The 23095-nt window shown below is 42.9% G+C and carries 21 protein-coding genes; 10 read left to right on the top strand and 11 right to left on the bottom strand.

The annotated features are described in order from the left end of the window. Nucleotide 1 precedes the first annotated feature (1 nt). The 3 genes from thrS to B0E43_RS12305 form a co-directional block, all read right to left on the bottom strand. Nucleotides 2-1951, bottom strand: a complete 1950-nt coding sequence (thrS, locus tag B0E43_RS12315) for a threonine--tRNA ligase (RefSeq protein WP_077350491.1) — start codon at nucleotides 1949-1951, stop codon at nucleotides 2-4. 189 nt (nucleotides 1952-2140) lie between these two features. Further along, nucleotides 2141-2713 (bottom strand): hypothetical protein, encoded by a 573-nt coding sequence (locus tag B0E43_RS12310; RefSeq protein ID WP_077350126.1) that lies wholly within the window; start codon nucleotides 2711-2713, stop codon nucleotides 2141-2143. 92 nt (nucleotides 2714-2805) lie between these two features. Then, the gene (locus tag B0E43_RS12305) at nucleotides 2806-5283 is read right to left on the bottom strand and encodes a DUF5686 family protein (protein ID WP_077350124.1); all 2478 of its coding nucleotides are present in this window, start codon (nucleotides 5281-5283) and stop codon (nucleotides 2806-2808) included. A gap of 168 nt (nucleotides 5284-5451) precedes the next feature. Between B0E43_RS12305 and lhgO the strand changes: the two genes are divergently transcribed. After that, the gene (lhgO, locus tag B0E43_RS12300) at nucleotides 5452-6651 is read left to right on the top strand and encodes an L-2-hydroxyglutarate oxidase (RefSeq protein WP_077350489.1); all 1200 of its coding nucleotides are present in this window, start codon (nucleotides 5452-5454) and stop codon (nucleotides 6649-6651) included. A 51-nt stretch (nucleotides 6652-6702) separates the two neighbouring features. Here lhgO and B0E43_RS12295 read toward each other — a convergent pair whose 3' ends face one another. The 4 genes from B0E43_RS12295 to B0E43_RS12280 form a co-directional block, all read right to left on the bottom strand. Continuing rightward, the gene (locus tag B0E43_RS12295) at nucleotides 6703-7665 is read right to left on the bottom strand and encodes a YheT family hydrolase (RefSeq protein ID WP_077350122.1); all 963 of its coding nucleotides are present in this window, start codon (nucleotides 7663-7665) and stop codon (nucleotides 6703-6705) included. Nucleotides 7666-7811: 146 nt separating this feature from the next. Further along, nucleotides 7812-8159, bottom strand: a complete 348-nt coding sequence (locus tag B0E43_RS12290; protein WP_077350120.1) for a hypothetical protein — start codon at nucleotides 8157-8159, stop codon at nucleotides 7812-7814. A gap of 8 nt (nucleotides 8160-8167) precedes the next feature. Then, nucleotides 8168-9370 carry an NAD(P)/FAD-dependent oxidoreductase gene (locus tag B0E43_RS12285; RefSeq protein WP_077350118.1) on the bottom strand — a complete coding sequence of 401 codons (1203 nt, stop codon included), beginning with the start codon at nucleotides 9368-9370 and terminating at the stop codon, nucleotides 8168-8170. A 33-nt stretch (nucleotides 9371-9403) separates the two neighbouring features. Further along, nucleotides 9404-10945: a helicase HerA-like domain-containing protein gene (locus tag B0E43_RS12280; protein ID WP_077350116.1), complete on the bottom strand. Its 1542-nt coding sequence runs from the start codon at nucleotides 10943-10945 to the stop codon at nucleotides 9404-9406. A gap of 145 nt (nucleotides 10946-11090) precedes the next feature. Between B0E43_RS12280 and B0E43_RS12275 the strand changes: the two genes are divergently transcribed. Beyond that, nucleotides 11091-11807: a tetratricopeptide repeat protein gene (locus B0E43_RS12275; protein ID WP_077350487.1), complete on the top strand. Its 717-nt coding sequence runs from the start codon at nucleotides 11091-11093 to the stop codon at nucleotides 11805-11807. Nucleotides 11808-11832: 25 nt separating this feature from the next. On the opposite strand, the gene B0E43_RS12270 is transcribed toward B0E43_RS12275, so the two are convergent. Together B0E43_RS12270 and B0E43_RS12265 are read right to left on the bottom strand one after the other, a co-directional pair. Continuing rightward, a complete protein-coding gene (locus B0E43_RS12270; protein ID WP_077350114.1) occupies nucleotides 11833-12435 on the bottom strand; it encodes a tetratricopeptide repeat protein in 603 nt (200 codons plus the stop codon). 8 nt (nucleotides 12436-12443) lie between these two features. After that, nucleotides 12444-13259 (bottom strand): 2,3,4,5-tetrahydropyridine-2,6-dicarboxylate N-succinyltransferase, encoded by an 816-nt coding sequence (locus tag B0E43_RS12265; RefSeq protein ID WP_077350112.1) that lies wholly within the window; start codon nucleotides 13257-13259, stop codon nucleotides 12444-12446. Nucleotides 13260-13279: 20 nt separating this feature from the next. On the opposite strand from B0E43_RS12265, the gene B0E43_RS12260 reads away from it, so the two are divergent. The 8 genes from B0E43_RS12260 to mnmE all read left to right on the top strand — a co-directional run bounded on the left by B0E43_RS12260 (nucleotide 13280) and on the right by mnmE (nucleotide 21115). Further along, nucleotides 13280-14407: a hypothetical protein gene (locus B0E43_RS12260; protein WP_077350110.1), complete on the top strand. Its 1128-nt coding sequence runs from the start codon at nucleotides 13280-13282 to the stop codon at nucleotides 14405-14407. A gap of 325 nt (nucleotides 14408-14732) precedes the next feature. Beyond that, nucleotides 14733-15395 carry a metal-dependent transcriptional regulator gene (locus B0E43_RS12255; protein ID WP_077350108.1) on the top strand — a complete coding sequence of 221 codons (663 nt, stop codon included), beginning with the start codon at nucleotides 14733-14735 and terminating at the stop codon, nucleotides 15393-15395. Further along, on the top strand, nucleotides 15392-16303 hold the full coding sequence (locus B0E43_RS12250) for a metal ABC transporter solute-binding protein, Zn/Mn family (protein ID WP_077350106.1): 912 nt from the start codon (nucleotides 15392-15394) through the stop codon (nucleotides 16301-16303). The genes B0E43_RS12255 and B0E43_RS12250 overlap by 4 nt, the downstream gene beginning before the upstream one ends. After that, the gene (locus B0E43_RS12245; protein ID WP_077350104.1) at nucleotides 16300-17088 is read left to right on the top strand and encodes a metal ABC transporter ATP-binding protein; all 789 of its coding nucleotides are present in this window, start codon (nucleotides 16300-16302) and stop codon (nucleotides 17086-17088) included. The genes B0E43_RS12250 and B0E43_RS12245 overlap by 4 nt, the downstream gene beginning before the upstream one ends. A 1-nt stretch (nucleotide 17089) precedes the next feature. Then, a complete protein-coding gene (locus B0E43_RS12240) occupies nucleotides 17090-18385 on the top strand; it encodes a metal ABC transporter permease (RefSeq protein WP_077350102.1) in 1296 nt (431 codons plus the stop codon). Beyond that, nucleotides 18372-19268, top strand: a complete 897-nt coding sequence (locus B0E43_RS12235; RefSeq protein WP_077350100.1) for a metal ABC transporter permease — start codon at nucleotides 18372-18374, stop codon at nucleotides 19266-19268. The genes B0E43_RS12240 and B0E43_RS12235 overlap by 14 nt, the downstream gene beginning before the upstream one ends. A 12-nt stretch (nucleotides 19269-19280) precedes the next feature. Then, complete coding sequence (locus B0E43_RS12230) at nucleotides 19281-19736, top strand: thioredoxin fold domain-containing protein (RefSeq protein WP_077350098.1); 456 nt, start codon at nucleotides 19281-19283, stop codon at nucleotides 19734-19736. Further along, entirely contained in the window at nucleotides 19733-21115 is a 1383-nt protein-coding gene (gene mnmE, locus B0E43_RS12225) for a tRNA uridine-5-carboxymethylaminomethyl(34) synthesis GTPase MnmE (protein WP_077350096.1), read from the top strand. The genes B0E43_RS12230 and mnmE overlap by 4 nt, the downstream gene beginning before the upstream one ends. A gap of 197 nt (nucleotides 21116-21312) precedes the next feature. On the opposite strand, the gene B0E43_RS12220 is transcribed toward mnmE, so the two are convergent. Further along, the gene (locus B0E43_RS12220; RefSeq protein WP_254423424.1) at nucleotides 21313-21969 is read right to left on the bottom strand and encodes a sugar transferase; all 657 of its coding nucleotides are present in this window, start codon (nucleotides 21967-21969) and stop codon (nucleotides 21313-21315) included. Between the two features lie 56 nt (nucleotides 21970-22025). Then, nucleotides 22026-22766 carry a WecB/TagA/CpsF family glycosyltransferase gene (locus B0E43_RS12215; RefSeq protein WP_077350092.1) on the bottom strand — a complete coding sequence of 247 codons (741 nt, stop codon included), beginning with the start codon at nucleotides 22764-22766 and terminating at the stop codon, nucleotides 22026-22028. Between the last annotated feature and the right edge of the window lie 329 nt (nucleotides 22767-23095).

The raw sequence follows: 23095 nt of genomic DNA, 5'->3' as shown, positions 1-23095 counted from the left end.
TTTACTGCTTACTCAGTGATTCTGAAATAATCCCCTGAAAATACTGAATAAACTCCTCAATTGAGAAGCTTCCCATGTCTCCATGCCCATGCTTTCGCACGGACACTTTCTGATCTTCCTGCTCTTTTTCACCTACTATAAGCATGAAAGGCACTTTTTTAACTTCTGAGTCACGGATCTTGCGGCCAATCTTTTCATCCCGGTTGTCAATATGCCCTGCTATCCCCGCCTCATCCAAGATCCCCTTCAGCTCTTCAGCATAAGAGATGTATTTTTCTGAAATAGGAAGAATATTGATCTGTTCCGGTGACAGCCAAAGTGGAAAATCACCAGCACAGTGCTCGATCAGCACCGCTACGAAGCGCTCCAAAGAGCCAAATGGTGCCCGGTGGATCATCACAGGACGGTGCTTTTGATTATCCGAACCGATATATTCGAGCTGGAATCTATCCGGTAATTGGTAATCTACCTGGATGGTTCCAAGCTGCCATTTTCTCCCCAAAGCATCCTTCACCATGAAGTCAAGCTTTGGTCCATAAAATGCCGCTTCGCCCAATTCGGTCACGGTAACCAATCCTTTCTCGGCGGCTGCTTCTATGATTGCCGATTCAGCTTTTTGCCAAGCCTCGTCAGTTCCAATGTATTTTTCCTTTTTCTCAGGATCTCTCAGGGAAATCTGAGCGGTATAATCCTCAAAACCCAAAGCTTTGAACACATAAAGCACCAAGTCAATGACTTTGATAAACTCTTCTTTCACCTGATCAGGACGACAGAAGATGTGCGCATCATCCTGAGTAAATCCCCGAACACGGGTCAAGCCGTGCAATTCCCCACTCTGCTCATATCTATAAACTGTACCAAACTCAGCATAGCGGATCGGCAAATCCTTGTAGGATCTCGGCTTGTGCTTGTAGATTTCGCAGTGATGCGGGCAATTCATCGGTTTCAGCAGGAATGCTTCTCCCTCGTGAGGAGTGGTAATCGGCTGGAAGGAATCCTTCCCATATTTCTCGTAGTGACCGGAAGTTTCATATAATGCTTTGCTTCCTATATGTGGAGTGGTCACCTGCTGATAGCCTGACTTATCCTGTGCTTTTTTCATAAAGCTGATCAGGCGCTCGCGCAGCAAAGTGCCTTTGGGAAGCCATAAAGGCAATCCCATCCCGACTTTTTCGGAGAAAGTGAAAAGTTCCAGCTCGCGGCCGATCTTGCGGTGGTCGCGTTTTTTGGCTTCTTCTAAAAGCGTCAAATAATCCTTCAGCTCTTGGGCTTTTGGAAAAGTAACGCCGTAGATACGGGTCAGCATTTTGCGCTTTTCGTCCCCTCTCCAGTAGGCTCCGGCTATATTGGTCAGTTTGACAGCTTTGATAAAACCGGTGTTTGGAATGTGCGGACCACGGCAAAGATCCGTGAAATTGCCCTGCTGGTAAAAGGTGATCGAACCATCCTCCAGGCCTTCCAAAAGATCAAGCTTGTACTCGTCTCCTTTTTCCTGAAAGAAAGCAACCGCTTCCTTCTTGCCTACATTCGTTCTGATAAACTCACTTTTCTGCTTCGAAAGCTCGATCATCTTCTGCTCGATCTTCTCCAGTTCATCCCCTTCCAGCTTGTGGTCACCGAAGTCCACATCGTAATAGAATCCGGTCTCAATTGGAGGGCCGATGCCAAACTTGGTGCCGGGATACAAGGCTTCCAGCGCTTCCGCCATCAAGTGGGCAGAAGAGTGCCAAAAGGTGTTTTTGCCTTCCAGATCGTTCCAGGTGAGCAATTGCAGGGTGGAATCGGTGTCGATAGCTCGGGTAGCATCCCAAACCTGACCATTGACTTTGGCAGCAAGGACATTCCGTGCCAAACCCTCGCTGATACTTGCAGCAATCTGTAGCCCGGAAGTTCCTTTTTCGTACTCCCTCACGGAGCCATCCGGAAGGGTAATCTTAATTTGTTGTGACATGGTTTTTGTTTTTCTGCCCATACAAACAGGCAAAGGGTTTAAGCTGCAAATATGCAAAACCGACCAGCAAAGGAAAAATTTAGGGGAAGGGAATGTGGAAATGATATATAATTTCTTCTCCTTCAGCTAAAAAGGAGAATCAAAATGGAAAATTCCTTTCCTGATTGTTTCAAAAAGTATTAAACCAACTCAAAAACTCTTTCCAAAACTTACTCCTGCATGATAAGGATTAAAAGACCAACTTTTCCCTGCTCTTACAGGAACATTAAAAAGTGGCGTATATCCAACCCTAAAAAAGAATCCACCTTCAGGCTTTTGATATCTGTAACCAATTCTTACAGGAATAACAGCGCCAAAGACCACTTCATCACTTAATTCAAATGTTTCAGAATCAATAGCCGTGGTTTTGTCTAAATAGGAAGTAAACCCAAAACCCATTTCCAGATGATGGTTTGACTTGCCATATAAGGCTGATACCTCTAAAGGAATCGCTGGAAGCCAAATAGTCTTCGAATCTATTTTTTCATTAGGCAACATAGAAAAACCTGCACTGGCATTCAGCTTTAGCTTTCCCTTTTGATGGAAAATCTTGCTGTAGTTGACCGCATAGATTCCAGAACTTCCGCCTATTTCAAGATAGACTGAATTTCTTGCGGTAAATTCTTGAGTCTCTTTCTGGGCAAAAGTTTCTGAAGGCAGTGCCACAATCACAATTAAAACGCTTAGCAGGATCAATTTGAGGCGTCTCAGGGCTATTGACATTTTATTTAGCTTTAGAATTGTCCTATAACTTAAGAATCAATTCTCATAAAGCCAAAGACTTAGTGGTCCTTCAACTAATATTTTCAAAAAAATTAAAGTATAAACTGCGCACTAACCTTCACATGAAATGGCTTCGCTCCCGGATTATCCAAATAGGTCATCCGGTGGAAAAAATCCACTCGGAAAAACTTAAAAATATTCTCCACGCCATAGCCTAGTTCTAGGTAAGGGTTTCCGAAATCCAGCCGGCCAAAGGTTTTGAGAGGATTTCCCTCAGGATCAACTGTCGGCACATTTTCCACATTGTAGTCCTTCACCGAGCCCCAGAGGACATTGGCATTTCCTACAAATCGCCATTTTAAGCGTTGGATAAGGGGAATGGAATTGAGCAGAAAGCCTTCAAACGATTGCCGATAACGAATGCTGAAATATTGATCAGAAGTGAATTCCGTAAAGTTCATAGTGTTGAATGCCGCAGTCGTATAGAAAATAGTCTCGTTGCCCAAGTGGTTTTTCAAAATCGGGTAAGGCACTTCCCCGAAAATCTTTCCGGCATCCAGTTCATATCTTCCCACTCCCAAAAGCCCCATATTGATGCGCTGATAGACATAGAGACTTAGCTTTTGGTACTCCAGATCGCCTCCCAGCCAGTTCATTCCCCGGGCATAATTGACCTCAAAGATTGGCCATTTGATTGATCCCAGAGATGACCGCTCATTGTCGTTGATGATGATGATCTCATCTCGTCCATAGCGGATTCCAGCTCGGATTTCTGTGGTTTCGAAGTTGGAGCGGTATTCCCGGGTGTCCTTTTCGAGGTAGTAGAAATCATAAAGCGGATCAAATTGACCGACGTTCACTCCGGCTTTGACCAGAAATCCCTTGAAAAATTCCCGCTGCACATTCAACCCATGATTGGTACTGAAATAGGGACTGCGCAAGGTGCCAAAGCGGGATGCTGCCAAGAAAACGCTGTTGCTTTGGAGGTTTGCGATCTCCAAACCCACCTGATCGATTTCTTTGTTGGAATAGACCTGAACCGTGGACCAGCGGCTTCGGTCCAAAATACGCGTGGCCGAAGCGGCGTATTTCCACTCCATGTCCCCAAAACCGTATGCCAGATAACCTTTCAGTTCCCACTTTTTGCTGAACTTGTAATTGGTCCTCAGGCCCATTCCAAGGCGGACACTTTCTACATCATTGTAATTGAAAAATCCCGGCCAGGGTCCAATATCGATTTTGCCTAAGGGTTTATATCCTGTGGCGAAAAATTTCAACCCTTCAGAATAGAACCGGATAATAGGGATTTTCTTTAAGGTATCTACCATCTGAAGCACTGCCAATTCTTCGGAGCTCAGCGGATCGGGCCGATTTTCCAGCCAAAAAGATTCATCCGCCATCCCAAAATCAGGCTGTAACTCCACCGCTTGATTGAAGAAACTCGTCTCTTTGGGATCATTGACTATCACACTGTCTGTGGCAGTATAAAACTTGGCCAACAGTCCGGCTGTTTTATCAGACACCTGTGAGATTTTGATCAAAACCCGGGTTTTGGAAGGAATCAATGGCCCGGCAGAACTTGGGCCCAGCTCCTGCTGGATTTTGATACGGTCCACAAAATTCAGATTGGCAGCTTTGGGAATTGTCAAATCCACCTGCCTTAGGGAGTAATCTTCTTTTTTGATCCAAATCGTCCCGGTAAATGCCAAATCCTGCTCCCTGCGGGGATAGACCTGAAGCTTGTAGCAAGTGTCCTGTCCGACCAAAACCGAGTCCAGCAGATCATAGTCATAGAATGACTTCCACCCGTCCGAAATAGGAGAAATAAAGTCCTTGTTTAGGATAGAAAGCCAGTTTTTGTAAAAATTATATTCCTGAAAGACTGAACCTGTGATCTGCGAAGTGGTAGATCCGTCGGTGATTCCCACTCCGGTCACTTTGGATTTTTCGATGACTTCTTTTCTTAGCTCGGGATTATTTCGGTAATAAAACTTAGAGACCGTCTCAGAAAAGAAGACAGGTAGTATCTTTTCCCCCTCGTCATTGGTCAGCTGCTTGATGCTGTCTAATACCGAAGTCACCTTCACAACGGATTTTCTTTGTCTAAAATCCTCTGATAGGTTATCTATATCTATTTCAATTTTGGTGTAATTCTTCGTTTCATAGGCACTGAGAGACCTTTTGTCAAAGTCTTTCCTCCGTTCTGAAGCACGTCTGATAATTTCAAAAGCAGGATTTTCCCCAGCTTCAAAGACAAATGCGTCGAGTTCAAAATCGCTGGGGCGAAGTTGGAAGTTAAGAACTTGCTCAGGTTGATCTGTAAGCGGTTTGGATTGGGAAAAATAACCCAGATAGCTCACCAAAAGACTATCGCTCAGGGATTTGGAAGAGATCAGATAGTTTCCTTCGAAATCCGTGGTAATCCCAATAGTTGTCCCTTTCAGGATCACATTCGCAAATGCAATCGGATCGCCGGTTTCAGCATCTGTCACTTTACCTCTTAGGGTATATTGGGCCCAGAGGGAGGTAGAAAAAAAGAAAAAAACTGCGACAAAAAGGGTACGAAGCATTGTTAGCAAACTCACAGAAAATATAAATCTCGCGCAAATTAAATTCAAACCTTACCTAATTGGTTCGATCCGAATGTGAATATTTCCAAATCATGCTTTTTCCTGCCTGCCAAAAGCTCTTGGTTTGAAATTCCCACTTGTATATTTGGGGCCAAATTGATTTTGATAATGACATACGATGCAGTAATTGTGGGCGGTGGAATCGTGGGACTGGCCACAGGACTAAAAATTCTAAAAGCCCGCCCTGATCTTAAAATTGCCATTTTGGAAAAAGAAGATCAGCTGGCCAAACACCAGACAGCTAACAATTCAGGAGTGATCCACTCCGGACTTTATTACAAACCAGGCTCTCTCAAGGCAACCAACTGCATCAACGGCTATCATGAGTTGATTCAATTTTGTGAGGAAGAAAAAATCCCTTTTGAAATCACCGGAAAAGTGGTGGTTGCCACCCGGGAGGAACAAAAGCCTCTCCTAAAAACCCTTTGGGAGCGCGGTCTTGCCAACGGCCTGGAAGGCACCAGATATATCACACTTGAGGAACTAAAAGGCTATGAACCTCACTGTGCCGGAGTGGCTGCCATTCACGTTCCCCAAACCGGAATCGTCGACTATTTTCAAGTAGCGTTGGCCTATGGTCGAAAAATCCTTCAAAATGGAGGACAGATTTTTCTAAATCATAAAGTCCTGAAAATAAACCAAAAAGACGGAATCAATTATATCGAGACCTTAGGTAAAACCTTTGAATCCAAGCTGGTGATCAATTGTGCCGGACTGTATTCGGACAAGGTCGCCCAGATGAATGATGCCTCAGCAAATGATGTGAAAATCATCCCCTTCCGTGGTGAATATTTCAAGCTGAAAAAAGAAAAAGAATACCTGGTCAAAAATCTGATCTATCCTGTTCCAGATCCCAATTTCCCTTTCCTCGGGGTGCATTTTACCCGGATGAAAAAAGGAGGAGTCGAAGCCGGTCCAAATGCTGTTTTGGCTTTCCAAAGAGAGGGTTATAAAAAAAGTCAAATCAATTTGGGCGAACTGGCAGAAACTTTGGCCTGGCCGGGCTTCCAGAAAGTTGCTGCAAAATATTGGAAAACAGGTTTTGGGGAGCTTTACAGATCCTTTTCCAAAGCAGCTTTTACCAAAGCTTTACAGGAGTTGATACCGGAAATCCAGGAATCTGACTTGGTTGAGGGCGGTGCCGGCGTCAGAGCCCAAGCTTGCGACCGAACCGGTGGACTGTTGGATGATTTTGCGATCAGAGAATCTCAGTATGCAATTAATGTGCTGAATGCTCCCTCTCCTGCAGCTACAAGTTCGCTTTCAATTGGTGGAACTGTTGCTGAAATGGCCTTGAAAAGATTCTAAAAGTTTTCAATCAGCTTTTCCAAAGTTTAGAACTTTGGAAAAGCTGGATTCTCATTGCTCCGTCAAGAAATTTAAAAATCGGAATTCTGCCCAGGTAAACTCCAGATTTTTAACCACAAATCCGGTATGTCCTCCCCTTTTTGGCATTTCTAAAAATATTTCTGACTTAGATTCAGCAAGCTTGGTCGGATAACATTCCGGTCCCAAAAGCGGATCATTAAGGGCATTGATGATCAAAGTCGGAATCGCAATATCCTGCATCCAATTGTCTGCACTCACACTTTTGTAAAAATCTGCTGCATCTTTAAATCCATGAATTCTTGCGGTGAACTTGGTGTCAAACGCATCAAAATCCTTCACTTTGCGAAGCAAATCCAAATCAACCATGTCCGGAAACTGTACTGCTTTTGCTCCCATTTTCTTTTTCAATTTTCCCAAAAACCGGTTTTTGTAAAAAAGATTGGATGGGGATTTCAGTGTGGCTGCACTGGATGCAAGATTGCAAGGAGTGGAATAGACGGCCGCTTTTGTAATTTGTCCGGCAAGATTTGATCCCTTTTCGCCCAAATACTTGAGAGTCTGTGCCCCTCCCATGCTTATTCCTGCAAGAAATATTTCTTTGTAATGGAACTGATTTACAACATGTTGAATCACTGTCTCCAGATCATAGCTTGAGCCATGGTGGTAAAGAATCGGTTTCATGTTCATTTCTCCCCCGCAGCTGCGGTTATTCCAAGCCAAAACATCAATTCCGTTTTGATTAAAGAGCTTGGCCAAACCCATCGCATAATGTCTTCTGGAGTCTCCTTCTAATCCATGGGAAATTACCAGCAGTTTTTCACCTCCTATTTTGGACCAATCCAAGTTCAGAAAGTCCCCATCCGGAGTAGTGATTTTTTCACGGAAGTACTCCACCCCCTCTATTTTCCTAAACAAACTTGGAACAATAGTCTCCAAATGACCATTGAAAAGGTAGGCTGGAGGTTTTTGATAGGTGCTGAGAAGGATGGGCATGAAATCAAAAATCTAAATCTTCACCGGAAGTTCATACACCGGTAATCATAGCACAAAATTGGGCTTTTACTTTTGTAAAAGTAAAAATTCATCATATGGTAATAAAATCAAATAGGAGCTGCAGGTGCAGACTCCTTTTTTTTTGCCTAATTCTTCAAATGGCTAACTTCAATCAAGGCAACTTTAATTTTATCCAAAAAATCCAAATAATGAATTTCAAATGCTTCTCCAAAGCCCTCTGCTTCAAGAATCATTTTGCCCTTTTGCAAAGAATCAGACAATTGGTCAAACTCAAACATCGCAAGGGTCGGTTTTACTTTGTGTCGGATCTGTTGGATCATCACTTCATTTTTTTCAGCCCTACCCACGGAGTAAACCTTCTGAAGCTCCAATAATCCATTGTAAATGGCCGATGTCAATTCTAACCGAAACTCATCGTCTCCTTCAGCCATTTCCAGAATCCTTTGATTTAATTCCGGGTAATAAATGCTCATAACTATATTTATTTTATAGACTTTCCAGAAAGAAATCCAGTTGACCAGGCAGCCTGAAAATTAAATCCACCTGTAATTCCATCAATATCAAGGACTTCTCCGGCAAAGTATAGGTTTGGGTGATATTTACTTTGCAATGTTTCGGGGTTTACCTGTTCGAGTGGAATTCCACCGGCAGTGACAAATTCTTCCTTGAAGGTAGTTTTCCCGTTTATTTCCAAAATATAGCAAAAAAGGTTTTGCACCAACCTGTTCACATTTTTTTTTGGCAAATTTCCCCAAAGTACGGTGTCAGAAATTTCTGCCTTTTCACAAAAGTGCTCCCAAAGCCGGCTCGGCAATTCAAATAAAGGGTGGGTCCGGACCTTTCGGTTAGGATGAGCTGTACCATAACTTAACAAATGTTCCAGATAATCATTTTCTCCAAAATTTGAATTCCAATTGATGATGGCTCTTGCCTTATACTGATGGTCAAAAAGCCATTCAGCACCGAAAGCTGACAGTTTCAGGACTGCTGGACCACTGATACCCCAATGGGTGATCAATACCGGTCCGGCGTAATTCAGCTTTGTTCCTTCGATTTTCACCAGCCCATTGGGCACGGCTATTCCCATTAGTTCACGAATAGGTTCGCCAGGAGTATTGAAAGTAAAAAGAGAGGGTATCAGAGGATTTATAGTATGATTCAGTGATTTAAGAAAATGATATCCATCTTGCTTAGGCTGCCCACCTGAAGCAACAATGACTGAATCTGCCCGAAAAGCACCTTTTTCTGTGATCAATTCAAATCCTTTGTCCAAAGGGTTTAATTCCTTGATTCCGGTGGAAATTCGGATTTTCACACCGCATTTTTCGGCTTCTTTCTGGAGGCAGTCGATTATAGATTGGGAAGAATCGCTCACTGGAAAGACCCTGCCATCAGGTTCGATCTTGAGTTCAACCCCTCTGGACTGAAACCATGCAAAAATGTCCTCAATGGTGAAATGCCGGAAAACCCGCTTTAAAAATTTCTCGCCGCGGGGATAGTTTTTCACCAATTTGGAAATCTCCATCGGGCGATGGGTGACATTGCACCTGCCCCCACCCGATACTTTTACCTTCGAAAGTAGCTTGGGTGTTTTTTCAAAAATAGTAACCTCTATGCCGGGACCACTTGCATGTATGGCCGCAAAATATCCAGCTGCTCCTCCCCCAATTACTGCTACTTTCAATTTTATAGTTGTTTAATAAACAAGTATTTACAATCATCTCTTTTTACCTGAGAATGAACCCAAGATGCCTCTGGCCAATTCACGAAATAGGGTTCGACCTATTTGTCTGACCATTGTATTTTTGCTCAATTCTTCGATCAGCGATTCGTCTTCTTGAGTACGCGTAGCAGGCTTTCCCGAAGTGGAAGGTCTGGGGATTTGGGCTTTTTCCTGAGCATCCTGGACTTGCATCATTTTTCGCTCCAGGATTTCAAAGGCGCTGTCATGATCGATTTCCTTATTGTATTTATAAACCAAATCGGAGGATGCCACCAGGTGGTCAATTTCTGATTCGCTCAGGATATCCATCCGTGTAATCGGAGCTCTGACAAGGGTATGGGCAAGTGGAGTTGGGATTCCTTTTTCGTTGAGGGATGTGACCAAAGCCTCTCCGATGCCCATTGCGGTCAACACTTCCGCGGTATCGTAAAATGGCGAATCGGGATAGTTTTCAGCAGTTTTGGTAATAGCTTTCCGGTCTTTAGCCGTGAAAGCTCTTAAGGCATGCTGGACTTTCAAACCTAGTTGACCCAGAACACTTTCAGGTACGTCAGTTGGAGTCTGGGTGCAGAAAAACACCCCGACACCTTTGGATCTGATCAGTTTGATGATCGCTTCGATTTTTTCCAAAAGATCCTTGGAAGCGTTTCCAAAAACCAAATGTGCCTCATCAATGAAAAGGCAAAGTTTGGGCTGATCAGCATCTCCTTGCTCTGGAAAAGTCTCATAAATCTCCGAAAGCAAACTCAACATAAATGTTGAAAACAGCTTTGGCCTGCTTTGGATATCCGTCAACCGGATCACTGAAATCACACCTTTGCCATCTTTTGTCCTCACAAAGTCATCCACATCAAAGGAAAGCTCCCCAAAGAACCGTTCCGCACCCTGCTGTTCCAATTCGATGATTTTACGCATGATCGTATTGACTGAGGCGGAGGAAACCTGGCCAAATTCTTTTTCAATCGCCGATTTTCCTTCGTTTGTGATAAACTGGAGTACTCGCTTGAAATCCTTCAAGTCAAGCAAAGGAAGGTGATGTGTATCGCAATAGCGGAAAACCAAAGCCACTACCCCCTGCTGGGTGTCATTCAGTTCCATTATCTGAGAAAGCAGTACCGGACCAAATTCAGAAACGGTAGCCTTCAGCCTAACCCCTTTTTCATCGGAAATGGACATCAATTCTACCGGAAGTCCCTGGGGTGTATATTCTACACCGATAGTCGCTGATCTTTTCAGGATGAAGTCAGAAGTCTCTCCCGGTTTTGCTAGTCCTGAAAGGTCACCTTTTAGATCCATCAAAACCGAAGGTATCCCTTTGAGGGAAAGTTGCTCTGCGATGACCTGAAGCGTTTTGGTCTTGCCCGTTCCTGTGGCTCCGGCAATCAGTCCATGCCTGTTTATGGTTTTCAGGGGAACTTTCACAGGTGAATCCGCCACAGGATCTCCGTCTAAAACCCCGGTTCCCAAAATGATGAAGTCTTTTTTAAATACCTGACCCTCCGACAGATGGGTTTTAAATTGATCGATTTTGCTCATGGGGAAAAAGTTTAGGATTCCAAACTACAAAAAAACCGAACTCGAATGGAGATATCTTCATTTCAAAAGGCAAATCCGCCATTTAGTAAACCTTAACTTTGGAGCACAGATTCTTATTAGTTACTTGCCAAAAATATACTCCCGTTTGAATCCCTCATTTCCAAAAATAAAAATCCTCTTCCTGGGAATACTGCTATTCTCGGTTTCTTTTGCTGAAGCTCAGGTAAGTCCAAACCTTGGTCAGACAGACCGATGGATGAAAGGCGCTTTGGCTGCCATGGAGCAAAGAGATTATCAGACGGCCAATTCCATTTTCAGAAATCTGATCGATTCGGGAGTTCCTCTACCGGATGAAATGCCCTATTTTTTCTCTGAAACGCTTTTTGAGTTGGGGCAATATGACAACAGCTCCAATTTTCTGAATAAATACCTCGAGTTGACAGGGTTTAAAGGCGAAAATTATGAAGGAGCCAAGGAACTCCAAGCAAGATTAAAGCAGCCAATTGCAGCCATCCTTGCCTGCAACCTCTGCGACCGAAGGGGATATCGATTCCAAACCTGCTTTACCTGTGACGGAAATAAGCAAATCGAGCAAGTTTGTGATTATTGTAAATCCAAGGGAATTGTAGGCTGCAGCAGATGCACCGCCTCCGGAATGATCAAAAAAGTCAATGTTTTCAACATTGTGGAATTTTTTGAATGTGAACGCTGCTCCGGCAAAGGTCGCCTGACTTGCCCAGAATGCACCGGTTCCGGCAAGGAGATAAGTGACTGCAAAACTTGCTCCGGATCTGGAAAAATCACTTCTGATGCCCTCTGTGATCACATACCCCATGTGCACGAGTCCGAACCGGTCAAATAAAAATCCCGCCATTAGGGGATTCAGTTTACTTACAATATTTATTAAACAATTCCTTGGCTTCTGGATATTCCAAAACAGTGGCTAGCTTAAAATCCTCACAAGCCTGTTTATTTCTTTCCAAGGCCACTTTCAATACTCCTCTGTTGAAATATGCCTGTCCAAATTCTTTGTCGATCTGAATCGCATTGCCATAAGCTTTTAAGGCTTCCTCAGCCAGTCCCAATTGATGCAATGCCCTACCTTTGAGAAATGAAGCCATGGCCGGTGCACCTGGGATTTCCTCGGCTTTAGTGGCATAAAGTAAGGCACTGGCATAATTTTTTTCTTCCAGTTGGATGGTAGCCAAACTCAAGAGAACCTGAAAATTGTTGGGATCTTGAGTTAGTGCCGATTCAAAATCGGATTTGGCGTCATCAAAATTTCCCAATTCTTGAAAAGCCCTTCCTCTGCTGTACAGAAGTTTTGAATCCGTTGGCTTGAACTTTAAGTCTTCAGTGTAATTCTCTGCAGCAAGCTCATACTTTTCCTGCTCGAAATACTGGTCTCCGGAACTTTGCTTTGATTCTGAACAGCTCCAAAGCGTCCCGGCCAATACCGGGACGAAAAGGGCCTTGATAAGTAATTTCATGTTGGTTTTTAGACTGCTACATTGTTTTCTCTAAGCGCATCATTGAGAGATGTTTTGAGATCGGTAGAAGGCTTGCGCTGACCTATGATTAAAGCGCATGGAACCTGAAATGTTCCGGCTGGGAAGTTTTTGGACAAAGAACCCGGAATGACAACCGAACGAGGTGGAACAAATCCTTTGTATTCAACAGGCTCTGCTCCGGTCACGTCAATGATTTTAGAACTTGCAGTCAAGGTCACCCCCGCGCCGATTACAGCTTCTTTTCCGATTCTTACTCCTTCAACAATGATGGCCCTGGAACCAATAAATGCCCCGTCTTCCACAATCACTGGTGCAGCCTGAACAGGCTCCAATACTCCTCCGATACCCACACCACCACTCAAATGAACATTTTTGCCGATCTGCGCACAGGAACCGACAGTTGCCCAAGTGTCAACCATCGTGCCACTGTCCACATATGCCCCGATGTTAACATAACTAGGCATTAAGATCACACCGGAAGCAAGAAAGGCTCCATAGCGAGCTACTGCATGAGGCACAACTCTTACACCTTGCTTTGCATAGTTGGTTTTGAGCGCCATTTTATCATGAAACTCAAATGGCCCAACCTCTATCGTTTGCATCGTCTGGATTGGGAAATAAAGAATTACTGCCTTTTTCACCCAGTCATTTACTTTCCAATTGCCATCTTCAGTTGGTTCCGCCACTCTGAGTTGACCCTTGTCCAATTGCTCAATGATGGTTTTTATGGCATCAACGGTTTCTTTTTCCTTCAGCATTTCACGGTTTTCCCATGCTGATTCGATGATTGTCTTCAGTTCCATTATTTTTTATAGTTTCGTTTATGAGTCAGATTCCGGCCCAAAAGGTTCCCGTCTTGATCGCTTCTACCCTGAAGCCGATCTGGGATATCCGAGCCTATGGAAAGCTGGCCCTTTCGCTGGGCGAAACAAATAAATACAGGCTTAACATCATAGGCTTTTCTCCTAAAAAGCCGAAATCAGCCTCAGCAATCCGATTTTTTTCTTCTATGAGACATTTCGATTCCATTTGGGATCGGATTTTAGCACAGCCAAGATTTTTAATCTGCCTGTTGAAAGTCAGGCCAAAAGTCCTGATCTGCTGTACTTATGAATTCTTGCCGATCGCATCATTTTTCAAAAGCCTAGTTGGATACAAACTGGTCTATGATGTTCAGGAAAATTACCTGGCAAATCTGGACCTAAACCCCGCTCTTTCATTTAAGAAAAAGGGGAAAGCCATTAGGCTGATCCAAAAGGCAGAATCGGTAAAAGGAATCGATCTATACCTTTTGGCAGAAAAGTGCTATGCAGATGAAATGCCTGAAAAACGGCCATTTCTGATCCTGGAAAATAAATTTCACGGGGAGATTGTCCGAAAAAATCCTTTCAGTTTAGGTGGAAAAAAGAAGTTTCGTTTTTGTATTTCGGGTACGATCACTCCAGCTTTTGGCATTTGGGAAGCGCTGATTTGGTTTAAAGAAATCCTAAAATCCTATCCCGAATCTGAATTGGAAATCATTGGTCATTGCCCGGTTATTAATTTAAGGGAAAAGCTTACACATATTGCCCAAGAAATCCCCCAACTGACACTGCGGATTGACAACAATCCAGTTCCCCACCAGGACTTGATTACTGCTTTAAAAAGGTCGGACTTTGCCCTCCTTCCCTATCAAAACCATCCTGCGATTGCGGATAAAATGCCAACCAAACTTTTTGAATTCGCTGCCTTGGGGATACCGGTTTTGATCAGTTCCAATCCAAAATGGAAGGCATTTTTGGATGAATTTAATTGTGGGTACTCGATAGATTTTAATGACCAAGGCCTGGCTGTTTCACAGTTTGAAAATGCTTTGGAGCAAACCTATTTCAAGTCAACACCTTCTGAAAGTATCCTGTGGAAAACTGAAAAGCTTCATTTCCAGCAGGCTATCCAAAATCTCCTTTCCTAAAACCGATTTCTTCCCACTTCAAGGTGGATAAGTGTGGAAAGTTTTCCACTCCCCTCCCCTTTTTTACACTCATTTTCCAATAATGGAAACTGGTTTTTTTTTGTTTTTCTACATCACATCGATCAATTCTTCTGGACATAAATAACTGTTTTTAAGCCAATTAAAGCATTATTTATGCCGCTCGAATCATTTATTTAGACATGCCTAATTTCGAAAACACATTTGAAATTGGGTTTTCCACAGGTGATTTAGCTCTTATGAAATTTATTTTTAGCTATATCTAAATTATTTTTTATATTTGACTCATTATTGAAAATGAAGAGCAATGGATTTAACAACCGCAGAAGAGAATTACCTCAAAGCGATCTACCACCTCTCCGATGGTGGAAAAAAGAGTGTGTCCACCAATGACATCGCGGCTGAAATGAATACCAAGGCCGCCTCAGTAAGTGACATGCTGAGAAAGTTGGGAGAAAAGGAAGTCATCGAATACCGGAAATATTACGGTTTGCAGATCACCGAAACCGGGAAAAGACATGCTCTACAGACCATCAGAAAGCACCGCCTTTGGGAAGTGTTTTTGGTCGAAAAGTTAAATTTTGCCTGGGACGAGGTGCATGAAGTCGCGGAGCAATTGGAGCATATCCACTCCACCCTTTTGATCCAGCGCCTTGATTCCTACCTGAATTACCCCAAGTTTGATCCGCACGGAGATCCGATTCCGGATGAGTTTGGTGATGTCAGATCCAGACCGAGGGTTCAACTCAATGAAATGGATATTGACCAAACAGGACAAATCGTGGCCGTCAAAGACAGCTCAGCTGCTTTTCTCAGATATCTGGACAAGGTCGGGGCCTATATCGGTGCAAGGATCAAGGTTCTGGACAAAGTAGAGTTTGACGGATCCTTGGAAATTCTGGTTGACCAGAAAAAGACCCTCTTCATGTCTAAAGATGTGGCAGGAAACATATTGGTTTTGCAGTCATGAAATGCCTGATTAGCCTCTTTCTACTCTTGTTTTTGGCTTCCTGCAAGTCAGATTCCAAAGAGAACAGGGAAAAACCGATGATTGTGGCCACCACCAGTATTTTGGCTGACGGCATCAAAAACCTGGTGGGTGACAGGGCAGATGTTATTGCTCTCATGCCAGCCGGAGTCGACCCGCATTTATACAAAGCATCAGTTAGGGATTTGGATCTGTTGACCAATGCAGATTTGGTCGTTTATCACGGCTTGTACCTGGAAGGAAAAATGACGGAGATTTTTGAAAAATTGGCTTTCAGTCAAACCTTGATTGACATCTCCCAAGGCCTTCCAAAAGAACAACTTATCCGCTCGGGACCGGAAGCACATAGCGTAGATCCGCACATTTGGTTCGATGTTAACCTTTGGTCAACAGCAATGAACTACACTTCAACAGAGATAATCCGCTGGAAACCTGAATGGAAGTCAGTGATTGAATCCAATTCAGCATTATATCTAAATCAACTTACCGCCCTCGACACAGAGGTCCGACTCAAAGTCAATGAACTCCGGTCAACAAGTCAGGTGTTGGTGACAGCTCACGATGCTTTTGCCTATTTTGGAAAAGCCTATCAGCTTGAAGTCAAATCCCTTCAGGGACTTTCCACGCTAAGTGAACCCGGACTTCGGGACTTGACCGAATTGATTGAGCTCGTGCAGGTGAATCATGTCAAGGCCATTTTTGCCGAACAGACCATTTCACCCAAAGCCATCCGGGCAGTGGCTGCAGGCGCAGCAGAAAAAAACCATCAGGTCAAACTCGCCGGCCCACTCTATACAGACAGTCTCGATGCAGTTGGAACTCCCGCAGGAACCTATATCGGAATGGTAAAAACCAATCTCGAAATCATTTACAAAAACCTCTTGAAATGATCACACAAGTAGAAAACCCAATTCTTGAAATTCACGATCTCACTGTCAGTTACGATCAAAATCCGGTTTTATGGAATGTGGATTTAAGTCTTCCTGCCGGAAATCTCGTGGGGATCTTAGGACCAAACGGTGCGGGAAAATCCACTTTGATCAAAGCAATCATGGGCCTGATCGCTCCCACTTCAGGCTTCGTGAAGGTTTTTGACAAGCCTTTGAATGAGGTCAGGTCGCGGATCAGTTATGTCCCGCAACGTGAATCTGTGGATTGGAATTTTCCTGCCTCTGTCCTCGATGTGGTGATGATGGGGACCTATGGAAAACTTGGGCTTTTCCGCCGTCCGGGGAAAAAAGAAAAAGATCTGGCTATGAAAAGCCTGGAGCAGGTTGGCATGAGCGGATTTGTAGGCAGGCAGATTTCCGAGCTTTCCGGAGGCCAACAACAGCGGGTTTTCATCGCCCGTGCCTTGGCGCAGGAAGCTGACCTTTACCTGATGGACGAACCTTTTGCCGGAGTGGATATGTCAACTGAAACGGCCATTTTTCATTTGTTACAAGAAATGACTGCCGCCGGCAAAACAGTCATCGTGGTTCACCATGACATCCATTCTGCTATGAATTTCTTCGATTGGCTGATCATGCTCAACCTTCATTTGGTGGCTTCCGGGCCCAAAGAGTTGGTAATGAACGAAGATATGCTCCGGAAAACTTACGGAGGAAAGCTCAATTTGCTCACCAGGGTTACTGATTTGATCCGTCAAAAAGACTTCAACCCACTTAAGAGCTGATATGGAAGATTTTGTCTACTTCTTCACATTTCAGGATCCATCTATCGCCTGGGTGGTGTTGGGTATCACCCTATTGGGTGTAGGATCAGCCTATGTGGGTACTTTTTCATTTCTGGACAAAAAAGCCCTGTTGGGTGATGCCATCTCCCATGCGGTACTGCCTGGGATCTGTCTGGGCTTTATGGTGGCCGGGGAAAAAAATCCCGTCTATATCGTATCCGGCGCATTTTTGTCTGGAGCAGTGGCCACATTTATGAGTTCCTGGTTGAAAAGAAATACCAAACTCAGCGAAGACACGATCATCGCCACGATTCTTTCGGTGTTTTTCGGTTTTGGGATCGTACTGCTGACCGCTCTCCAAAAAAGCGGAAATCCGGAAATTGCCGGATTGAATTCCTTCATTTTCGGCAATGCCATCGGGATTTCGGAGGCCGACTTGATGCTGTACGGAGGATTATCCTTGGTGATAATTTTGGTTTTGACAATTTTATTGAAGGAATTCAGGCTGATGGTATTTGATCCTGAATATGGAAAGGCGATCGGATTTCCGATGAAGTCGATTTCCTTTCTGTTTAATGTCCTGATGATATTAGCAGTTGTAATCGGAATCCAGGCGATAGGTGTGGTCCTGATGGCGGCTTTATTGATTACTCCGGGAGCAGCTGCCAGATTCTGGACAGACCGGTTGAATCCGCTTTTGATCCTTGCAGCACTTTTTTCAGTGCTTTCAGGAATTCTCGGTACCTATGTTTCTTTTGTTCTTCCCCAGATGCCAACAGGTCCTTGGGTCGTGGTTTTTCTTTCGCTTTTTGCTTTGATTTCATTTTTGATTTCTCCGAAAAGCGGGATCATTTTCCGGTATTTTGCTCGAAGAAAATACCTTCGAAAAACCCATCGTGATCACCTGATGAAGGCTTTGTATAAGGCCAAAGAAAATGGCAAATCCGGCCTGACCATTGCCGAAATCTATCAGCTCTACCCCTACCAAAAAGCTGCAACAAACCACTCAATCTCCGGTTTATCAAAAAATAATTTCATTGCTACAAATCAATCACTTATAAGTCTTACAGAAAGTGGGATTTCCGAAGGAATGCGAATTGTCCGGCTTCATAGACTTTGGGAATTGTACCTCAATGAGTCCATGAATATCGCTCCTGATCACGTCCATGATTCAGCCGAAAAACTGGAGCATTTGATCACACCGGAGCTTGAAGCACTTCTGGAGAAAAGACTCAATTATCCTGCCCTTGACCCACACCAGGAAACTATCCCCCGAGAAAACCATGACCTTCGATAGCAACGCTTTTTTGATCATTTTCACAGGATCCCTGATTGCGGTTTCCTGTGGATTTTTGGGCGTCTTTATGATGCTCCGCAAAATGTCCATGACCGGAGACGCGATATCCCACGCAGTCCTTCCCGGTATTGTCATCGGCTACTTTGTATCCGGAAGCCAGAGAAGCCTTGAAGTAATTATCGGGGCAGGATTGTTGGGAATTCTTGCGACGCTGATGATTGACTGGCTTCGCAAAAAAGCCAGAGTCCAACTCGATGCCTCGATTGGAATTACTTTCACTTTACTTTTCGCGGTGGGAATTATTCTGATTAATCTATTAGCTTACAAGGTGGATTTGGATCAGGAATGCGTGCTTTACGGTGAAATCGCCTACCTCCCTATTGACAGTTGGATCACAAAAAACGGTATGAATCTCGGGCCAAGAATTACCTGGCTGGCGGGATTGAATTTCTTTTTTGTGGTCGGATTTATCTATCTGTTATTTAAAGAATTGATCCTGACAAGCTTCGATGAAAACTTCAGCTCTGTGATGGGTATTCCTTCCAAAGGAATCAACCTGGCCTTGATGAGCATTGTTTCCTATACCACCGTGAGTAGCTTCGAGTCTGTCGGAGCAATTTTGGTGGTTGCGCTTTTGGTGGTTCCGCCTGTTACAGCTTTTCTTTGGACTAAAAGTCTGATGCCTCTTCTGAAACTAACCGGAGGTTTAGGAATTTTAATTGCACTTCTGGGTTATTATCTTGCCTATTGGTTTGACAGCTCGATTGCAGGGATGATGGTAACAGTTGCTGGGATTTTCTTTGGAATTTCTGTCCTGATTCACAGCAAAAAACCGATTTGGCTGATAGGAACTTCTAAGTCCCCTCAGCCGTTTGAAATTTGAAAGTTCCAAAAAATGAAATATTTCTGCCTGTTTGTATTTGCTGTTTTGTTGAGCTTTCCACTATTAGCCCAGGATCAGATCCAATGGATGAAATTTGAGGAGGCAATTGATGCCAATGCAAAAAGTCCCAAAATGCTACTGGTGGACGTATATACCGATTGGTGTGGCTGGTGCAAAAAGATGGATAAAGAAACATTCACCGACCCGAAGGTCATTGCCTACATCAATACCAATTTTTATGCGGTCAAGTTAAATGCCGAGGATACCAATCGCACCTTCGAATTTATGGGCAAAACCTACAACGAAGCCGAAATGGCAGCTGCAATGCGGGTTCGCTCCTATCCGAATTTTGTGGTGATCGAACCCAAACTCCAAAATATTGCCCAACTCCCGGGCTATAGACAACCCGCTGAGTTTTTGGCCGGTCTCAACGAATTGATCGAAAAAGCTTTCAAGCCCAAACCATGAGTTTTAGCCTCGCCGAACGCGAAGACACCATCATCGCCTTGGCCACTCCACAGGGTGTCGGAGCGATTGCAGTCATTCGTCTCTCCGGAAAAGACGCCATTAAAGTCACCAATGAAGTTTTCTTTGGAAAAAATCTTGAAAATCAGCCATCGCATACCATCCATTTCGGTACCATCCGGGACGGAGAAAAAATAATCGATGAAGTTTTGGTTTCCATTTTTAAGGCTCCAAAATCATTTACCAAGGAAAATGTGGTGGAAATCTCCACCCACGGATCATCTTACATCATCAATCAGGTCCTGAAACTTTTCATACGTAAAGGAATCCGTCCGGCAAAGCCCGGAGAATTCACTCAGCGTGCATTTCTCCACGGTCAGTTTGATTTAGCGCAAGCTGAGGCCGTTGCCGATTTGATCCACGCAGATTCCGAAACCAGCCATCAGGCCGCGCTGAGTCAAATGCGTGGAGGCTTCAGTTCGGAAATTCAGGTACTTAGAAACCAACTGATCCATTTTGCTTCCATGATTGAATTGGAACTCGATTTTACAGAGGAAGATGTGGAATTCGCCAGTCGGGATGACCTTCGGGTTTTGGTTGAGCGGATTTTAAGGATTGTTGAAGAACTCATTCTCAGCTTTGACTTGGGCAATGTGATCAAAAACGGGGTCCCGACCGTGATTGCAGGCAAGCCCAATGCCGGTAAATCCACGCTTCTCAATGCCCTGCTCAATGAAGAAAAAGCGATTGTATCTGAAATTGCCGGCACCACAAGAGATTTTATCGAAGATGAAATCAGCATTGGTGGGGTCATCTTCCGGTTTATCGATACGGCGGGATTGCGTGAAACGACCGATACCATTGAAGCCATTGGAGTGAGCCGAACTCAGGAGAAAATGAAAACCGCTTCCTTGATCCTATACCTTTTTGACCTCAGTGATACAGATCTGATAGAGATCAATCGGGACATCAATAAACTGGAAAATCTTGGTGTTCCTTTTCTGAAAGTTGCAAATAAGACTGATAAGGCCAAAGAGAACATAATCAGTGAATTAAAAGTCAAGCATCCGGACACTATTTTCATTTCCGCAGGCAAAAAAGAAAACCTGGAAGGACTGAAATCCCGAGTCCTGGAACTCGTCAATCTGGATAAATTCCGGACTGGAAACACCATAGTCACCAATGTGCGTCACTATGATAGCCTGACCAAAACCAGGGAGTCCCTACTCGATGTCTTGAGCGGCCTTGACCAGGAAGTGACCAATGATTTTTTGGCAATGGATATCCGAAGAGCCTTGCACTACCTCGGCGATATAACCGGAGAAGTGACGACAGACGACCTTTTGGCCAATATTTTTTCGAAATTTTGTATCGGGAAGTAAGCTTTATTTGACCATTATATCGAATTTTTAATAATCAAATAGTTTTACAATTAATCAAAAGTGTACAATCTTCTAGAGTTATAAGTAGCACTTTTTTAGGTTTTATTCGGGTATTTAACCTTAATAAGATAAGAAAATAAATAAAAAAATGTTATTTAAAAAAATACTTACATTACTATTTTCTGAACATTATTTATTTAATAGGCTTTTTCATTGTTGAACAATAAACACTTTATAGTCAAAATGATAATCATAAAGTCAAATAATAAACTCCACTTTTTTATATAAAAAAGATCGTAAGTAAGCCGAAAATGAATGTCTTTTTCATCTTTTATTTCGCCTCGATATCCCTTTGCCTGAGCTAAACCGGTAATTCCAGGCTTTACCATATGTCGGCACATAAACCGCCCGATCTTTTCGGAATACTCCCTATTCATAGGCAGTGCATGTGGCCTAGGGCCAACTATGGACATTTCTCCTACAAAAATATTGAAAATCTGAGGCAGTTCATCTAGACTGGTCGCTCGGAGGAAATAGCCAACTTTAGTAATTCTTGGATCATTTTTTTGTGCTTGGTGAAATTTCCTCGAGGGATCATATTTCATTGTCCTGAACTTGTAACAATAAAATGGACGATTGTTCCGACCATGTCTCAACTGTTTAAATATCACTGGCCCCCGGGACTCAATAACAATACAAATTGAAACAATTAGGAAAAACCACCATCCAACGAATACAAAAAAAAGACTACAGAGTAACAAATCAATAAATCTTTTGGAATAGACCTGAATAGAATCCAGGTAATTAAGAGAATAAGAATTAATAAAAAAATCCTTCTCCTGTTTAAAGTTCATTATTGCAATGTACTTTTCAATAGTTAGTGACATAGTATTGTATTTTAAAAATTAGGTCAAATAGTTGGGTTCAGTTTATGAAATTTGTTGACAGCTATATGCTTCAGATATACTGCACCATAAAGAAAGTATCTTCGCCATAACCGCTTGGGCTCCTTAATAAATCGAATAAACCATTCTAGGCCATATTTTACCCAAAACTGATTAGGGCGGTCTACTTTTCCAGAATAAAAGTCAAATACTGCCCCAATGGAACAGATATAGGTTGCTTGGATTTTATATTTGTTTTGGAACACCCACTTCTCTTGCTTTGGCGCGGTCATACCCACAAAGAGGACATCCGGACCGAATTCATTAATTCTTTGAAGCATGATTTGGTTGTCTTCATCTGTAAATTGATCCTTAAAAGGTGGGGAGTAGCCACTTACCCTCACATTGGGGAATTCCTCTACAATTTTACCCTTTATGGCATCAATGGTTTCATCTTTTGAACCTAGGTAAAAGCAGCTTCCATAAACATTATTTAAATATTTCAAGACAAATTCATGCAAGTCAGCCCCTGCAATCTTGGAAAGGCTATTACCACTCAAAAACTTGGCTGAAAGGACTATTGAAATCCCATCTGGAAGCAATACATCCGAACTCATCAATGCCTTTTTAAAAACTTTGTCTTCCTCAGCCAAACAAAAAGAATACTGATTGAGGGTATTGATGATGGTTTTTCCTTTGTGAAGGATGTCAATTAGCTGTCCTTTGAACATGGGATAGCCTAAAAACTCGGATTCAAAAGTATTCATAATTCCCTAGTTATAAAAAGATTAATTACTTGCTTGCTGTTTTTTAAAAAATTAAAAACAACAACACAAGATACATTTTTTTTAAGTTGAAATCCACTTTATGATTGTAAAAAAAAATATAAAAAGTTTATCAAGATGATTTTAGTAAAATTAAATCCTGATTATTCATGAAAAAATCATTTTTTCGATATTTTATTTCTTATTATATGGTTTTTCAGTATTTTAATTTCTTTGTTTTTCATTGTAAATTTTTCTCTTATTTCACTTTTCTATTTTGGGTTTGTGAATTTTCTATTGAAACAGGCAAAAGTTGGTGTTTATAGTTCACC

The sequence above is a fragment of the Algoriphagus sp. A40 genome, assembly GCF_002002735.1.
Lineage (GTDB): Bacteria > Bacteroidota > Bacteroidia > Cytophagales > Cyclobacteriaceae > Algoriphagus.
The sequence above is the reverse complement of the archived record's forward strand: the minus strand, read 5'-3'. Positions and strand labels throughout refer to the sequence as shown.

Bases quoted from the DNA above. Each gene is read 5' to 3' on its own strand.
- thrS (WP_077350491.1), bottom strand. From the start codon at position 1,951: ATGTCACAACAAATTAAGATTACCCTTCCGGATGGCTCCGTGAGGGAG.
- B0E43_RS12310 (WP_077350126.1), bottom strand. From the start codon at position 2,713: ATGTCAATAGCCCTGAGACGCCTCAAATTGATCCTGCTAAGCGTTTTA.
- B0E43_RS12305 (WP_077350124.1), bottom strand. From the start codon at position 5,283: ATGCTTCGTACCCTTTTTGTCGCAGTTTTTTTCTTTTTTTCTACCTCC.
- lhgO (WP_077350489.1), top strand. From the start codon at position 5,452: ATGACATACGATGCAGTAATTGTGGGCGGTGGAATCGTGGGACTGGCC.
- B0E43_RS12295 (WP_077350122.1), bottom strand. From the start codon at position 7,665: ATGCCCATCCTTCTCAGCACCTATCAAAAACCTCCAGCCTACCTTTTC.
- B0E43_RS12290 (WP_077350120.1), bottom strand. From the start codon at position 8,159: ATGAGCATTTATTACCCGGAATTAAATCAAAGGATTCTGGAAATGGCT.
- B0E43_RS12280 (WP_077350116.1), bottom strand. From the start codon at position 10,945: ATGAGCAAAATCGATCAATTTAAAACCCATCTGTCGGAGGGTCAGGTA.
- B0E43_RS12270 (WP_077350114.1), bottom strand. From the start codon at position 12,435: ATGAAATTACTTATCAAGGCCCTTTTCGTCCCGGTATTGGCCGGGACG.
- B0E43_RS12265 (WP_077350112.1), bottom strand. From the start codon at position 13,259: ATGGAACTGAAGACAATCATCGAATCAGCATGGGAAAACCGTGAAATG.
- B0E43_RS12260 (WP_077350110.1), top strand. From the start codon at position 13,280: ATGAGTCAGATTCCGGCCCAAAAGGTTCCCGTCTTGATCGCTTCTACC.
- B0E43_RS12255 (WP_077350108.1), top strand. From the start codon at position 14,733: ATGGATTTAACAACCGCAGAAGAGAATTACCTCAAAGCGATCTACCAC.
- B0E43_RS12250 (WP_077350106.1), top strand. From the start codon at position 15,392: ATGAAATGCCTGATTAGCCTCTTTCTACTCTTGTTTTTGGCTTCCTGC.
- B0E43_RS12245 (WP_077350104.1), top strand. From the start codon at position 16,300: ATGATCACACAAGTAGAAAACCCAATTCTTGAAATTCACGATCTCACT.
- B0E43_RS12240 (WP_077350102.1), top strand. From the start codon at position 17,090: ATGGAAGATTTTGTCTACTTCTTCACATTTCAGGATCCATCTATCGCC.
- B0E43_RS12235 (WP_077350100.1), top strand. From the start codon at position 18,372: ATGACCTTCGATAGCAACGCTTTTTTGATCATTTTCACAGGATCCCTG.
- B0E43_RS12230 (WP_077350098.1), top strand. From the start codon at position 19,281: ATGAAATATTTCTGCCTGTTTGTATTTGCTGTTTTGTTGAGCTTTCCA.
- mnmE (WP_077350096.1), top strand. From the start codon at position 19,733: ATGAGTTTTAGCCTCGCCGAACGCGAAGACACCATCATCGCCTTGGCC.
- B0E43_RS12220 (WP_254423424.1), bottom strand. From the start codon at position 21,969: ATGAACTTTAAACAGGAGAAGGATTTTTTTATTAATTCTTATTCTCTT.
- B0E43_RS12215 (WP_077350092.1), bottom strand. From the start codon at position 22,766: ATGAATACTTTTGAATCCGAGTTTTTAGGCTATCCCATGTTCAAAGGA.